The sequence below is a fragment of the Aquimarina gracilis genome, from assembly GCF_035285365.1.
Taxonomy (GTDB): Bacteria; Bacteroidota; Bacteroidia; order Flavobacteriales; family Flavobacteriaceae; genus Aquimarina; species Aquimarina gracilis.
The window spans coordinates 254,191-268,792 of the sequence record NZ_JAYKLX010000009.1 but is presented as its reverse complement, the minus strand read 5'-3'; the positions used below and the strand labels follow the sequence as shown (position 1 = coordinate 268,792).

Annotated in this window: 9 protein-coding genes; 7 read left to right on the top strand and 2 right to left on the bottom strand. The window is 35.7% G+C overall.

The features are described from left to right. Positions 1 to 222: 222 nt before the first annotated feature. The 5 genes from U6A24_RS19420 to U6A24_RS19400 all read left to right on the top strand — a co-directional run bounded on the left by U6A24_RS19420 (position 223) and on the right by U6A24_RS19400 (position 10,317). Complete coding sequence (locus U6A24_RS19420; RefSeq protein WP_324181677.1) at positions 223 to 582, top strand: toxin-antitoxin system YwqK family antitoxin; 360 nt, start codon at positions 223 to 225, stop codon at positions 580 to 582. A 385-nt stretch (positions 583 to 967) separates the two neighbouring features. Next, positions 968 to 3,823 carry a TonB-dependent receptor gene (locus tag U6A24_RS19415; RefSeq protein WP_324181676.1) on the top strand — a complete coding sequence of 952 codons (2,856 nt, stop codon included), beginning with the start codon at positions 968 to 970 and terminating at the stop codon, positions 3,821 to 3,823. Positions 3,824 to 3,864: 41 nt separating this feature from the next. Next, entirely contained in the window at positions 3,865 to 5,028 is a 1,164-nt protein-coding gene (locus U6A24_RS19410) for a multidrug transporter (RefSeq protein WP_324181675.1), read from the top strand. 506 nt (positions 5,029 to 5,534) lie between these two features. Further along, entirely contained in the window at positions 5,535 to 8,387 is a 2,853-nt protein-coding gene (locus U6A24_RS19405) for a TonB-dependent receptor (RefSeq protein WP_324181674.1), read from the top strand. Positions 8,388 to 8,403: 16 nt separating this feature from the next. Continuing rightward, a complete protein-coding gene (locus tag U6A24_RS19400) occupies positions 8,404 to 10,317 on the top strand; it encodes a hypothetical protein (RefSeq protein ID WP_324181673.1) in 1,914 nt (637 codons plus the stop codon). 65 nt (positions 10,318 to 10,382) lie between these two features. Here the strand turns inward: U6A24_RS19400 and U6A24_RS19395 are convergent, their stop codons facing one another. Continuing rightward, on the bottom strand, positions 10,383 to 11,030 hold the full coding sequence (locus U6A24_RS19395; RefSeq protein WP_324181672.1) for a hypothetical protein: 648 nt from the start codon (positions 11,028 to 11,030) through the stop codon (positions 10,383 to 10,385). Positions 11,031 to 11,694: 664 nt separating this feature from the next. On the opposite strand from U6A24_RS19395, the gene U6A24_RS19390 reads away from it, so the two are divergent. Both U6A24_RS19390 and U6A24_RS19385 read left to right on the top strand, forming a co-directional pair. After that, positions 11,695 to 12,075 (top strand): endonuclease domain-containing protein, encoded by a 381-nt coding sequence (locus tag U6A24_RS19390; protein WP_324181710.1) that lies wholly within the window; start codon positions 11,695 to 11,697, stop codon positions 12,073 to 12,075. Between the two features lie 189 nt (positions 12,076 to 12,264). Beyond that, positions 12,265 to 12,660: an endonuclease domain-containing protein gene (locus U6A24_RS19385; protein WP_324181671.1), complete on the top strand. Its 396-nt coding sequence runs from the start codon at positions 12,265 to 12,267 to the stop codon at positions 12,658 to 12,660. Between the two features lie 262 nt (positions 12,661 to 12,922). On the opposite strand, the gene U6A24_RS19380 is transcribed toward U6A24_RS19385, so the two are convergent. Continuing rightward, entirely contained in the window at positions 12,923 to 14,329 is a 1,407-nt protein-coding gene (locus tag U6A24_RS19380; RefSeq protein WP_324181670.1) for an MATE family efflux transporter, read from the bottom strand. Positions 14,330 to 14,602: the final 273 nt, after the last annotated feature.

Below are 14,602 nucleotides of genomic sequence, written 5' to 3'. Positions count from 1 at the left end.
ATTCAATCTTGCGATTTTTCAATAGCAATACCGATAAAGCTGCTCTTTTTAAATAAATTGAAAGACTTAATGTTATCAAAAATTTACAATGTTATATATTTGATTATCAATATATTATAGTTTTAATGTTAATTAAATGTTACCTAATTGTTGTTTGAAAGTAAAATTAATGTTACCTTTGTAAGGTAATTATCAAGAACCCCAATAAAAGTAATAGAAGATATGAGAAATTTAGTAATGATATTAGCACTGATGTTTTCGGCAACTATATTTGCTCAAGAAGTAAAACCTACTTTCGAGAAACAAGGAGATCAGATTAAAGGAACCTATTATTATGAAGATGGTACTGTAAGACAGTATGGTTTCTACAATAAAGAAGGAAAACTACATGGTGAGTGGAAATCTTATGACAGAACCGGAAAGAAAATCGCTATGGGTCAATACACTAATGGTGTAAAAACTGGAAAATGGTTTTTCTGGGCGGCTGATAAACTTTCTGAGGTAAATTATTCAAACAACCAAATCGCAGAAGTAACTACATGGTCCAATAAAGACAATGTGGTCGTAAACTATAATAATTAGATTTTCTCAACAAAATATAGGAAAAACGCCTCAAGTATACTTGAGGCGTTTTTTTGTTTAAAAAAGGTGCAAAAAATTCAAAGTCTTAGACTCCAACTTGACTTTATACAAACTAAACAGCTTAATACATTTTTTACATTCGACTATCAATTAATATTTCCTTAACTCAAAGACTATTAGCACAATAAATCGTTATAGTGCTTATTATTTTTTTATTTTCAACACCTTAAATAACTCCTTAACAACTAGGTAATGTTAAGAAAACAATCCATAAACAATACCCCGTAACAATTATCTAACATTATAATCACACATAATTAATTTTGGAATAACACACATTTAACACTCTGTTTCGTTCTTTGCCCGGAATTTGAGAACAAATTAAATGAGAAAAATTGTTACCCTATTTGCGCTGTTTTTTGTTGGAATACTTATGGCGCAAGAAACCGGTTCGGTTACCGGAACATTATTGGATAAAGAATCTGGTAATCAACCCCTTCCTTTTGCCAATGTTATAATAAAAGGAACCACAAAAGGAACAACCACAGATTTTGATGGTTTATACACGATCGAGAACCTTGAACCTGGAACCTATACGTTAGAATTCAGCTTTGTTGGTTATGAAACACTAGACAAAGAGGTAATAATCACGGCTGATCAAACAACAACGGTAAATGCATCTATAGGTGCAAGTGCGGCAGCATTAGAAGAAGTGATTGTTAAAGGAACAAGCGCCAAGAAAGAAAGTGTTCAAGCACTGCTTCTAGACCAGCAAAATGCGGTAGTTCAAAAGCAAAGTATTGGAGCCCAAGAACTTTCAAACAAGGCAGTAAGTAATGCCGCTGCAGCAGTTACAAAAATATCGGGAATCTCAAAACAAGAAGGCGGAGGTAATGTTTATGTACGAGGTCTTGGGGATAGATACTTAAACACTACTTTTAATGGCTTATCGCTTCCTGCAAATAATGTAGATAAGAAAAACTTAGATCTTAGTCTTTTCTCGTCTGATGTTATTCAAAATATTGGTGTTAGTAAAACCTATGCGGCTAATTTTTACGGAGATTTTGCGGCAGGTAATGTAGATATTATAGCAAAAGAACATAGCGGAGATGCATTTATTGATGCAGACCTAGGAAGTAATATCAATACTGCTTCTGTCGGAAAAAACTTTTTAAAGAGTGAAGGAACCGGACTCTTTGGTTTTTATAACCGATATAGTAATGACCCATTTGCGGTTATCTTATCTCATGGTGTAGATCCTATCTCATCTGAAGGTCCTGTAGGTCTTTCTGGATCTATTACAGGAGGTAAATCCTGGGAAATAGGAGAAGAATCAAAATTGAGTGTGTTTGCAACCGCCTCTTTTGGAAGTAACTACGAATATAAAAGAGGACAGGCAGCAAATGTAACCGCTGCAGAGAATCAAATATTTAGAGATTCTGAAATCTTTGAATATAGTCGTACCACAACGGCAATGGCAAATATTGCATACCGCATTAATACAGATCATAAAGTAAAATTTACTTCCTTATTTATTAATGACGCTACAGATGAAGTAGGACGTTTCGGAATAGATGGAAATGGTTTTAACAGAAATACAATTGCCGATATAGACGACTTTGGTTTTTTTACTCAAAACGTGCAGTTTGAGCAAGATATGATCTTTGTTAACCAACTATCTGGTACCAGTAAAGTTAATGATAAAATAAAGTTAGATTACGGGATTGGATTCAACAATGTGCTAGCACGCCAACCAGACAGAAAGCGTATTGCACTAGAGCAGTTTGATCTTGCCTTGGATAATGACTCCAATACCAACCCTATCCTTTTTCGCAATGTAGATTTTGATAACCAACGTTATTTTCAAAATATTGAAGATGAAGAATGGAACGGTAGAATAAATCTAGCATATGAGCATTCAGAAAATCTTTCTTTCAATTTTGGATATAACGGACGTATAAAAAAACGTGAATTCGACAACCAACGTTTTGGATTAAGTATCATCGAACCAAGAACAGAAGTTACTGATGTAAATAATCTAAACAACATTTTTAATAGAGATAATTTAGGTGTTGTATACAATACGGTTGTTATAAACCCTCTGGATCCTGCAAATGGATTAGGAGACACTAACCTTCCTGGACTTCCCGAAAACACTTATACAGGAGAGCTTGATATCCATGCCGCGTATGCCAATGCAGTTTATAAGGTTGGAGAAAAGTGGACATTTGTGCCAGGATTACGCGTAGAATCTTTCAATCAAAGTATCGAATACGATGTGATCAACCTTGTTTTTAATAATCCTGGACGTAATGAAGCAAGTGAAACTTTTTTCTTACCTAGTTTAAATGTGAAATACGCATTAAACGAGGATCAAAACATACGTTTTTCTGCCAGTAGAACAGTTTCTAATCCAGAATTTAAAGAAGTTGCACCTTTTGTTTATGAAAATGTAACCGATCGTATAGGTGGTAACCCAGACTTATTAAATGATCCTGCGTTCTCTTCAATTATCAATTTAGATTTAAAATACGAATGGTTCTTTGAACGAGGTCAGGTATTTTCTCTAGCTGCCTTTGCCAAGCAAATTAACGATCCTGTAAACTTAGTATCTGCAAATGATGCTACAGGAACGCAGCGTTTCTTTAGAACCGGTGATAAAGCTGAAGTATTTGGTATTGAGCTAGAAGCACGTAAAGCCCTTTTATTAGACGCTGAAGAAGAAAGTCTTCTTTCTGCAGGTATAAACGTTACTTATACTTCTACAAAACAAGATTTAAAAACGGTTTCGGGAACTTTCAACACAAACTTTAATAGAGATTCCGACGAATTGCAAGGAGCATCACCATTCTTGGTAAACGCCGATGTAAGTTATACTCCAACTTTTGGGGGATATAAACCGGTGGCAAACCTTGTGTTCTCCTATTTTTCTGATAGAATCGATGCATTAGGAGCTGGACAATTAGGAAATATTGTAGAAAAAGGAGTGCCAACACTTGATTTTGTTTGGAAAAATAAAGTACGTGACAATTTTGAAATCAATGTAAGCGTCAAAAACCTGTTAAACCCTACTATTGAAAGAGTAAGAGAAAATGCTACGATATCAGAAGATGTACTTACTACATTTAATATCCCATTTACCAGGAACGCAAATAATGAAATCAATCCAATAGATGAGTTTGCACTCTCTAGTTATAAAAGAGGGGTGAATATCGGATTACAATTTAAATACACATTTTAACCCAATTAAGAAAAGAACAAAATTCAATAAAAATAACACACATGAAAGCAAACATATTCATTTTAAACATATTTGCGATTGCTATGCTTTTTGTAGGATGCGCAAATGACGACACGGCAGATGTTAATATTGACCTTGGTGATGGTGGATCAAATGTAGATCCTTCAGATTTAGTGATAGGGGGTACCTTAACAGAAGATTTAACTTTGGTAACAGGAACTGAGTATTCGCTTACTAGCGCTTTAATCGTACCTGAAGGTTTTACACTTACTGTAGAGCCAGGTGTAGTAGTAAGAGCAGCTACCGGATCTGATGTATATATTGCAGTATTACAAGGAGGGATGATTAATGCTGAAGGAACTTCATCAAACCCTATTGTATTTACTTCTGCAACAGCAACTCCAAATCCTGGAGATTGGGGAGGTTTGATTATCCTAGGTAGAGCTCCCATAAACTCTGTTGTAGGCGGTGATGCTACTTCTACTTCTGAAATCGGAGGATTACCATATGGTGGTAGTGTTGTAGATGATAATTCTGGTATCCTTAGATATGTACGTATTGAGTATTCTGGAGGTGCAGCAGATGCAGCGTCAGAAAATAATGGATTCTCTTTTTATGCGATAGGAAACGGAACTACTATCGAGTATATACAAGCTTTTGAAGGAGCTGATGATGGAGTAGAGTTTTTTGGAGGAACCGTAGATGCTGCATTTATATCCGTAGTTGGAGCGCAAGATGACTCTGTAGACTGGACGGAAGGATTTACAGGAACATTAACAAATGTATATATCGAGCATAGACAAACTCATGATAAAGGAATAGAAGGTGATGGGTTTAACACTGATATAGGAAACAACTCTAACCCGGTGTTTTGGTCTGCTCCAAGAGTAACCAACCTTACTATTAACGGAATCGGATCTTCTAACCAGAATGAGGCTATTAGACTACGTGCCGGAACAAGAGCTGTATTTACCAATGTTTCTTTACAAGGATTTGCAGAAGGTTTTGATCTTGACGATACTGAGACTGGAAATGGTGTTTTAGATGGAGAAACTTCTGTAACCGATATTACTTTTGAAGATATCACGCTTAACCTTAAAAACGATACTGGAGCTACTTTTGGAGAAGCCGATGTAATCTCTGGTATAGGTAACGGTACCGGCGCAGATTACAACTCATGGAACTCTGGATGGACTCGTAACTAATACGATATACCCCTGAAATACAAGAGCCTGGCTTAATAGTCAGGCTTATTTTTTTGGTGATTTTTTATATTTGAAAATTTATAAATCCTTAAAGATCAAGTTAAAAGCTTATAAAATTAAAGAAAAATAGCACAAAAACCTCACAACTCTCTCTTCTACTTTACGGTATTGTTAACTGATATTTAAAGAGAATACACCTTTTAACCATTAGATAACAATTCTGTAATATTTTAAAAAATATTTATTCTTCTTCTATCTATCCTCTAAAAGATATCGATTGAGCACAATTCTAATTATAAATATCCACCTTAAAACATTATAAAACAAAAGGATATTTAACGTATTTGATCCATTCAAAAAAGAGAATAACTCCCCCAAAAGAGCTACAAATTTTACTCAAATTTTTGTTTTTCCTACATCACAATCCCTTAAACTAAGAATAATAGTGGGATAAAATCAATTACTGTAAAACCGTATTTATTTGTATCAGATTTTGATAATAGGAAATGAGAAAAATTTTTACAGCACTTGCACTACTATTGATAGGAGCTATCAATGCACAACAAACCGGGACCATTGCCGGTAAATTATTAGACAAAGAGTCAAACAATCAACCCCTGCCTTTTGCCAATGTTTTAGTAAAAGGAACCACCAAGGGGTCCTCTACAGATTTTAATGGTTTGTATGAAATTACAGATGTTCCTGTAGGAACTTACACTTTGGAATTTAGTTTTACAGGATATCAAACGGTAGAAATACCTAATGTATTGGTAGAAGCTGGTAAAGTTGCAGTTGTAGATGCTACGATGGGGGCCACTGCTGCCAATCTAGAAGAAGTGGTAATTAAAGTAGTTACCAATAAGGAACGAGAAGAAGCGTTACTGTTGGACCAAAAAGAAGCCGTTACTGTTAAAGAAAGTATTGGTGCAGAGCAACTAGCCAGACTTGGTGTTTCAAATGCTTCTGCTGCAACGACAAAAATATCTGGGGTTTCTAAAGCAGAAGGATCTGGTCAAATTTATGTACGCGGCCTTGGGGATCGCTATTTAAGCACTACCCTTAACGGGTTGCCAATACCATCAGATAATATTGATAAGAAAAATATTGATCTGGAGTTATTCCCGTCAAGATTTATAGGAAATGTTTCCATAAGTAAAACATTTTCTCCTGTCAACTCGGCCGATCTATCTTCAGGAAATATAGATATTGTATCAAAAAAAGTTTCTAAAAGAAGAGATATCGGTCTGAGCATTTCTAGTGGTGTCAACTCTAATGTTACCGATAGTGATATTTTTAACGATTTTAAGGCTACTGCAAATAATGAAGATCTCTCACTAGGAATTTATAGTCGCGCCTATGAGTCTGGGAATCTTGTTAATGCTTTGACACAACAATCCTGGAATCCGGTAGAAATTTCTACACCTATCAATTACGGATTTGGATTTAATATTGGAGGCATATTAGGTGAGGACAGAAAACTAAAACTCTATTTTAGTGGAGGGCAATCTCTAGACAACGAATATAGAGAGGGTTTATTCAGGGAATATGATCAAGGAAACCTGAGAGATTTTGTACCAGGTGATGACCTAAGACGTTGGTTAAGAACCATTAACACAACGGCAATGTTACATAGCCAATATAGCTTTAATGATAACAATAGCCTCTCTTTCAACTCTTTTGTTATTAATAAGGTTTCTGAAGAAACTCTAGAAGCAGGACGCGAAGGTACTACAGAAATATTCGAAGAATTAGATAACATTGAAGAAGGGTCTCAATTTATACGAGATCAAAATATAAAGAACACTTTATTATCTGCTACACAACTTATCGGAGAGCATAATATATCCAAAAAGAACACATTAGAATGGGCAGCAGGGTTCAATTATTTGGTAGCCAACGAGCCCAACAGAATTCGTAATGAGGTAAATATTCTTAATGATAATCCAAACACAGTTGAGAACGAAGATGGAATTATTGAACTTGGTTTTACAGGTGGATTTCAACAAAGAAAGTCTGTTCAAGAGATTACAGACGAGGAAATCAATGCTCGTTTATCCGACAAACTAATTCTCAAGCAGAACGAAGATGAAGAGGATATCTTTGTTGTAAATATTGGTGGAGATTTTAGAAATAAAACAAGAGATTTTTCATCTCAATTTTTCGGTATCGAAGAAGGAAATGGTTCAGATATCAATCCACCATCTATAGATGCCATTGGAGATATCTTTACACAACAAAATTTTGACAATGGGTTATTGCAACTTAATATACAACCCCTGGACACCTATGATGCCGAGCTCCTTTCGTATGCAGGGTTTGCCAACTTTACAGGAAAGTTTAACAAATTCACTGCTCAAGTTGGTGTTCGCTACCAAAAAGACGAAATTGACGTTAACTTTGATGTAGGAAACTTTGTTGATCGCGAAACAGGTCTGGCAAGAATAGGATCGGCAAACAAAGATTACGATAATTTTTATCCTTATGTTAACCTAAAGTATGAGGTAAACGAAAAGTTAGCTTTACGTCTTTCTGGAAGCGTGGGTCAAACATTGCCAGAATTTAAGGAAATTGCTCCTTTTCAATATGTTTCTCAAGTTGGGCAAGTATTTCAAGGTAATCCTGATGTAGAAAGATCTCAAAACTACAACATAGATTTCAAGGTAGAGTTTTTCCCAGAAAATGATGAATTATTATCTTTTAGTGCCTTCTATAAGCGAATTAATGATCCTATCAATCGTGGATTACAAAGAGGAGGAGAAGACATCTTTTCTTATTTCAATACAGGTGATAGAGCACGTATTATAGGTTTTGAGCTTGAGGGAAGACTTTACATCATAAAGAAACGAGAATCCTATCCTAATTTACGCATAAGTGGTAATATTTCTTATCTGGACCATATTCAAGATCTAAAAGATGTGATCAGACCTGATGGAATTCTTGAACAAACCTTTAAGTACGGTGATAGAACCGAAATTGGATTAGAAGGCGCATCAGACTGGATCACTAACCTTTCTCTTACTTTCAACTCTGGTAAAGAATTTCCCTACGAATTTACTCTTACCGGCAATTATACCTCTGACAAGATTTTTGCATTAGGTGCTCCGCGAAATCAACAACAACCCGATGTTTTCTTTAATGGTGAAATTATCGAGAAAGGCTTTGTAACATTAGACTTTATAATCAATAAAGAGATTAATAACCATTGGAGCTTAGGTTTGACTGCTAAAAACCTATTAAACCCAACAATAGAACGAACACAGTTCGTACAAGAAGTAGTAAGTGGAAACCAATTCGAAAGCGCCATATTATCCTATTCTACAGGAGTAGAAACTTCTTTGAATTTAAGCTATAAATTTTAATTAAAATTAAACAATGATGAAAACGCTAAGTAAATTATTAAGCCTTTTATTAATTACGGGATTAGTTTTTGTATCCTGTAGTGATGACGATGATAACGGACCTGATACAGGAGGAGGTAATCCAGACGAACTCTCTGGTATTATTACTGCCAATCTTACTTTGGATCCTAGTATCCAATATAAAATTACCGGAACTGTAACTGTTGCCTCAGGAGTAACACTTACCATACCTGCGGGTACAGAAATTGTTTCAGAAACAGGAACAGATAAGTATCTAGCCATATTAAAAGGTGCCGATATAGATATTCAAGGAACAGCTACAAACCCAGTTATTATGCGTTCTAACGGTCAGGCAGGTGCTTGGGGTGGATTGGTAATTTGTGGAGATGCAACCACTACAGAAGGAACAGATGCCGTTGCCGAAGTTGGTGGTCTTATTTATGGTGGGACCAATGATACAGATAGTTCTGGTAACATTGATTATTTAATCATAAGAGATGCAGGTGCACAAATTAACGCAGATTCGCAGTTTAATGGTCTTACCCTTTATGCCGTTGGTTCTGGAACTACTATTGATAATGTTGGTATCATTAATGGTACTGATGACGGAGTAGAATTTTTTGGAGGAACAGTGTCTGTAACAAATATTTATCTTGAGAATAATGAAGATGATGCCGTAGACTGGACCGAAGGTTGGAATGGTACACTTACTAACGGATATGTGACAAACACAATTTCAGATTTCTCGACTGCTATAGAAGCAGATGGTGTCAATAACAACCCTACCCTTGTTAATTTTACAGCAATCTCTTCTACAGGTGGTACTGCTATCCAACTTAAAAATGATTCTGGAGCTACCATCAACGGCCTAACTTTAACTGGTTTTGATACATCTTTCGACTTCAGAGACAGCGCTCCTGCTTCTAACCTTCAAATTGATGGTGCAGATGCAGATACTGCTGCAGATGCCGTATTTAGTTCATCTTCAACAAACGCTAGCTTATTTGCATGGGTAATCAATGCAGGAAGCGGTTCTGATACATTACTTCCAGCCACTATTTCTAGTGATCTTACTCTTGAAGCTTCTGTGGAGTATATAGTAAACGGACCTGTACTAGTAAGTAATGGCGCAACTTTAACTATTCCTGCAGGTACAAGAATTGTATCTGAATCTGGAACTGCAAACTATGTAGCAGTATTAAAAGGAGCTTCTATAAACATCCAGGGAACCATGACTGATCCGGTAGTAATGGAATCAAATGATGGTGCAGCTTGGGGTGGATTACTTATTTGTGGTAATGCTACTACTACCGAAGGTGTTGATGCCATTGCAGAAGTAGGTGGACTTGTTTATGGAGGAAATGTCGATAATGATAATTCTGGTAACATCAACTATCTTATCCTTAAAAATACCGGAGCACAGATCAATGCAGATTCACAATTTAATGGTTTGACACTTTATGCTGTAGGTAGTGAAACAACTATCTCTAACGTAGCAGTAATTGGAGGTTCTGATGATGGAGTTGAATTCTTCGGAGGTACCGTATCTGTAACTAATTTCTATGCTGAGAACTTAGAAGATGATGCTGTAGACTGGACTGAAGGATGGAATGGAACACTTACAAATGCATTTGTAAATATTACAATAGCAGATTTCTCTACGGCTATCGAAGCAGATGGAGTTAATAATAATCCTACGCTAGTTAACTTTACTGCAGTGTCTACTATGGGTGGAACTGGAATTCAAATTAAAAATGATTCTGGTTGTACTATTAACGGACTTACTTTAACAGGATTTGATACTCAATTTGATTTCAGGGATAGTGCTCCTGCTTCTAATTTACAAGCAGATGGTGCTAATGCTGATGAAGCTACATCATACACCACTTCAACAACTGAAGCAGCTGATTTTGCTTGGGCTACTAATTAAGACTTAAGTAATTTTTTTATATCATCCTAAAAGCTGCCGATTGGCAGCTTTTTTTACCTTCAATATTAAACATCTACAATCGTTCTAGATTGCTGATATTCATTATAAAAAGTAATATCAGTAAATTGATATCGTATCATGAGCTTATCCAAAACATCTTTTAATAAAAACTTCCCTTGTTTTATATGGTCGTCTATATCACGCTTAGCAGCATTGATAGCCGATTGCTCTGGCTTTGCATTACCAATCAAAGGTTGAAACTCTGCAATGGTTGTGTTAACATCTTCGATCTCAGAACTCGTAACTCCATATTCAGACATCAGTACTTTTTGAATGCTTTCGGCATGTTTTGTAAGTGTCTTACTGTACACCACCAAATCGGTTTCTTTTTTATTCTCTAAAGCACCTTTTGAGGTAATTAAAATACTTTTCAAGGTTTCATTCTCGGTAATTGATGCATGGGCAGACATGGTGCCAGCCAATGCGATACTTTTTTTCTCAAGAGCACTGCGAATCATGTTTTTGTCACGCGTCATTCCTTTGGTAGTCTTTGAGGCTTCTTCTCCTAATATTTCGATACCATCGATCTCGATATCCAACATTTTTTTGGTTTCTGTAAACTTTGGGTTGCCACACCATGTCGTGGTATTGTGATCCAAGGTATTTTGTACCGCCAGAAACATACGGTAATTCTTTAATTGATTTTTGTTCATAAAATTTACTTTTTAATTAATTAAACAATGATTTTTACAATAGTTAACTTTTTATTCATCCAAATAAAACTCAACTTCATTCAAACATCGACGAAGTGTATCCAAACCTAACCTAATCGCATCCAAGGATTGACGAAATGCATTCAAAGACCATCTAACCTTATCCAAAGATCGACCAAGTGTATCCAAAGGTCATCTAACCTTATCCAAGGAGCGCCGAATCAAATTCAAAAAGTTTATTTTGCTATCAATATATCGACAACATGTATTCAAGCAACAAACTATCTCGTCAAAAGAGATTCCATTCTCTATCAAATACTTTTTGGCCTGTTAAAAATACTTTCTGATAAACTATCATTGTACAATGATATCACGTGTCAGTTTCATTTTTTGAGACTGAGAGAATTTTTTATAAAAAAAGCTTTCTCCTTTGATAAAGGGAGGTGACTATATGTTTTTTGCAAAAAACATATAGTCGGAGGGTTCTCAAACATGCTCAAACACTGTTACCTTGATCAAATAGAAGGTACTATGTTTAAACTTCACGTGTAAGTAAACCCCTCTTTCTTGAAGTTTTCTTTGAAAACTTCAATTCATTCTCCCCTTCCATAAAGGGGAGAGCCTTTTATGGTATTTTTAGTATGTTTATGTATAAAAAAAACAAATCCATACTAAAAAAGAGCTGCAAGAAAACAGAAGGATCTTACGAAAAAACATGACCCCTGCTGAAGCTTTTCTTTGGAAACATTTGAAATCAAAGAAATTGAATGGAAAGAGATTTCAGAGACAGCCTAGTATAAAAAATTATATTGTGGATTTTTATTGTGCTTCAAAAAAACTAATCATCGAATTAGGTGGTGAGGTACACAACCATCCTGAAACTGTCGAAAAAAATGAGGTACGCACTACCCAACTAAATACCTTGGGTTTTACCGTGATCCGATTTGAAAACAGAATGGTTTTTGATCATTTACCCTCTGTACTATCAGCAATACAACAGTATTTTAATATTAAAAATAAACCTCAAAAAAGTTCCTCCCTTTAGCTAAAGGGAGGTAGCTTTATGCTTTTCCCAAGAAAAGTATAAAGCCCGAGGGTTTGAAACAGGTTTAAATACTCCTGTATTGATTAAAAGAAGTTATAAAACCTAAACCTGACATGTAGTTGCCCCTCTTTCTTCAGATAACATAGTATCTGAATTCATTCTCCCCTTCCATAAAGGGGAGAGCCTTTTATGGTATTTTTAGTATGTTTATGTATCAAAAAGAAACAAATACATACTAAAAAAGAATTACAAGACTACCGTAGAGAACTTCGAAAAAACATGACCCCTGCTGAAGCTTTTCTTTGGAAACATTTGAAGTCTAAACAGCTAGAAGGAAGACGATTTCAGCGGCAACATAGTATTGAATACTATATAGTAGATTTTTATTGCGCCTCAGAAAAACTAATCATCGAATTGGATGGTGAAATACATAATCATCCTGAAGCTATCGAAAAAGACACAATACGCACTGCACGATTAAATGCTTTAGGTTTTACAGTAATTCGATTTGAGAACAAAATGGTTTTTGATCATCTACCCTCTGTATTATCCGAGATTCAGGATCATTTCAATTTACAGAAATGATATTATATTCCTAAAAACACCTCCTTTAGCTATAGGGAGGTGACTATATGTTTTTTGCAAAAAACATATAGTCGGAGGGTTCTCAAACATGCTCAAACACTGTTACCTTGATCAAATAGAAGGTACTATGTTTAAACTTCACGTGTAAGTGAACCCTTCTTTCTTGAAGTTTTCAAAGAAAACTTCAATTCATTCTCCCCTCCATAAAGGGGAGAATTTTGGATAGCTATACTCAAAAACTCATTAACTCACCTCTTACAAACTAAACCTTCACTTCTTTCCATTTGCCTTTCCTAAACCATGCAATACCAATGATCGCAATGAGTACTTCGGCAAAGGTTATCGCCAAAAATACACCCATAGCGCCCCAGTCAAACACTAATGCCATCAAGTATGCAAAAGGCAATTGAAAAACCCAAAAGCAAAAGAAGTTAATAATTGTTGGTGTTTTGGTATCTCCTGCACCATTAAAGGATTGTATAATCACCATTCCGTAGGCGTAAAACACATACCCTGCGGCAATAACACGCAGGCTTAAAGCGCCATATTCTATTACCATCGCTTCATCACTAAATATTTTTATAATCAGCTCTGCAAACAATAGATAAAATATAGATACCGCTAGCATAAAATAGGCATTATATTTCCCGGTTTTCCATACCGATTTTTCCGCCCGTTCGGGTTTTTGTGCTCCCAAATTTTGACCTACCAAAGTGGCCGCAGCATTGCTCATTCCCCACGAAGGCATTAAGGTAAACATGAGTACCCTAATAGCAATCGTATAACCAGCCAATACCTCGCTACCAAACTCTGCCATTATTCTCATAAGAAATACCCAGCTTGAGGTGCCGATAATGAATTGACCAATCCCTCCCAGCGAAACTCTAATTAGGTTAAACATAATACTCGCTCGAAAGATTAAATCTCTGAAAGTTACTTTAATCTTACTCCAACCATAAAAGAGTATTAATAATTGAAAAATCACTGCACTACCTCTACCAATCGTTGTAGCGATAGCGGCTCCTTGTACCCCAAATGCCGGTATTGGGCCAAAGCCAAATATAAACATGGGATCCAGAACGATATTTAACAGGTTGGAAAAGATCAATACCCGCATGGCAACAGAAGCATCTCCAGCACCACGAAAAACTGCATTAATCAAAAACAAAAGCATGATGGTTACATTACCCCCTAATAATACCTGGGTATAGCCATATCCCTCAGCTATTAAATCAGGTTCGGCACCCATAAGTGCAAGAATCTCTCTAGGAAATAAAATACCAATTACGCTAATAATTAATGCAACTGCAATTCCCAAAAATATTGATTGTATTGCTGCCTGAGAAGCACCTGGAATATCTTGCTCGCCAACTCTGCGTGCAACAATTGCAGTTACACCCATACTTAGTCCGATGGCAATGGCATACACCAAGGTAAGTACAGATTCGGTAAGACCAACAGTAGCTATTGCATTGGCACCAAGACTGGAAACAAAATATGCATCTACCAAAAAGAATACAGATTCCATCATCATTTCAAGAACCATGGGTACAGAAAGCATAAAAATTGCTCTTCGAATACTACCCGAGGTAAATTCCTGCTCCTTGCCGGTAACTGCGATTTTAAAATAAGAAAATAGGCGACTTAAAGTAAGTTTATTTTGAGCCATTATGTAAAGAATTATGAATTAGAAAAATATGAATAGGGAAATCGCTAAAGGAGTCTTTAGCTTCTAAATCGGGGGGTGATTATTTGCACAATTATGTACATAATTCTTTATAACTTCATAATGGTACAAAGATGCGGCATTATTTTTGATTTTCAAAGTAATACTTTAAGTAAAAACCGTAATTTATTTACCTTTCAACCTTTAAATTCTAATTTAACATAAAAGTATGCTACTATTTTTCATTTTTTTTAATTTTAATATTGTATCTTTATT

What these genes read in the sequence shown, in the direction of transcription:
- U6A24_RS19420 (WP_324181677.1), top strand. Translation starts at nt 223, where the DNA reads ATGAGAAATTTAGTAATGATATTAGCACTGATGTTTTCGGCAACTATA.
- U6A24_RS19415 (WP_324181676.1), top strand. Translation starts at nt 968, where the DNA reads ATGAGAAAAATTGTTACCCTATTTGCGCTGTTTTTTGTTGGAATACTT.
- U6A24_RS19405 (WP_324181674.1), top strand. Translation starts at nt 5,535, where the DNA reads ATGAGAAAAATTTTTACAGCACTTGCACTACTATTGATAGGAGCTATC.
- U6A24_RS19385 (WP_324181671.1), top strand. Translation starts at nt 12,265, where the DNA reads ATGGTATTTTTAGTATGTTTATGTATCAAAAAGAAACAAATACATACT.
- U6A24_RS19395 (WP_324181672.1), bottom strand. Translation starts at nt 11,030, where the DNA reads ATGAACAAAAATCAATTAAAGAATTACCGTATGTTTCTGGCGGTACAA.
- U6A24_RS19380 (WP_324181670.1), bottom strand. Translation starts at nt 14,329, where the DNA reads ATGGCTCAAAATAAACTTACTTTAAGTCGCCTATTTTCTTATTTTAAA.
- U6A24_RS19400 (WP_324181673.1), top strand. Translation starts at nt 8,404, where the DNA reads ATGAAAACGCTAAGTAAATTATTAAGCCTTTTATTAATTACGGGATTA.
- U6A24_RS19410 (WP_324181675.1), top strand. Translation starts at nt 3,865, where the DNA reads ATGAAAGCAAACATATTCATTTTAAACATATTTGCGATTGCTATGCTT.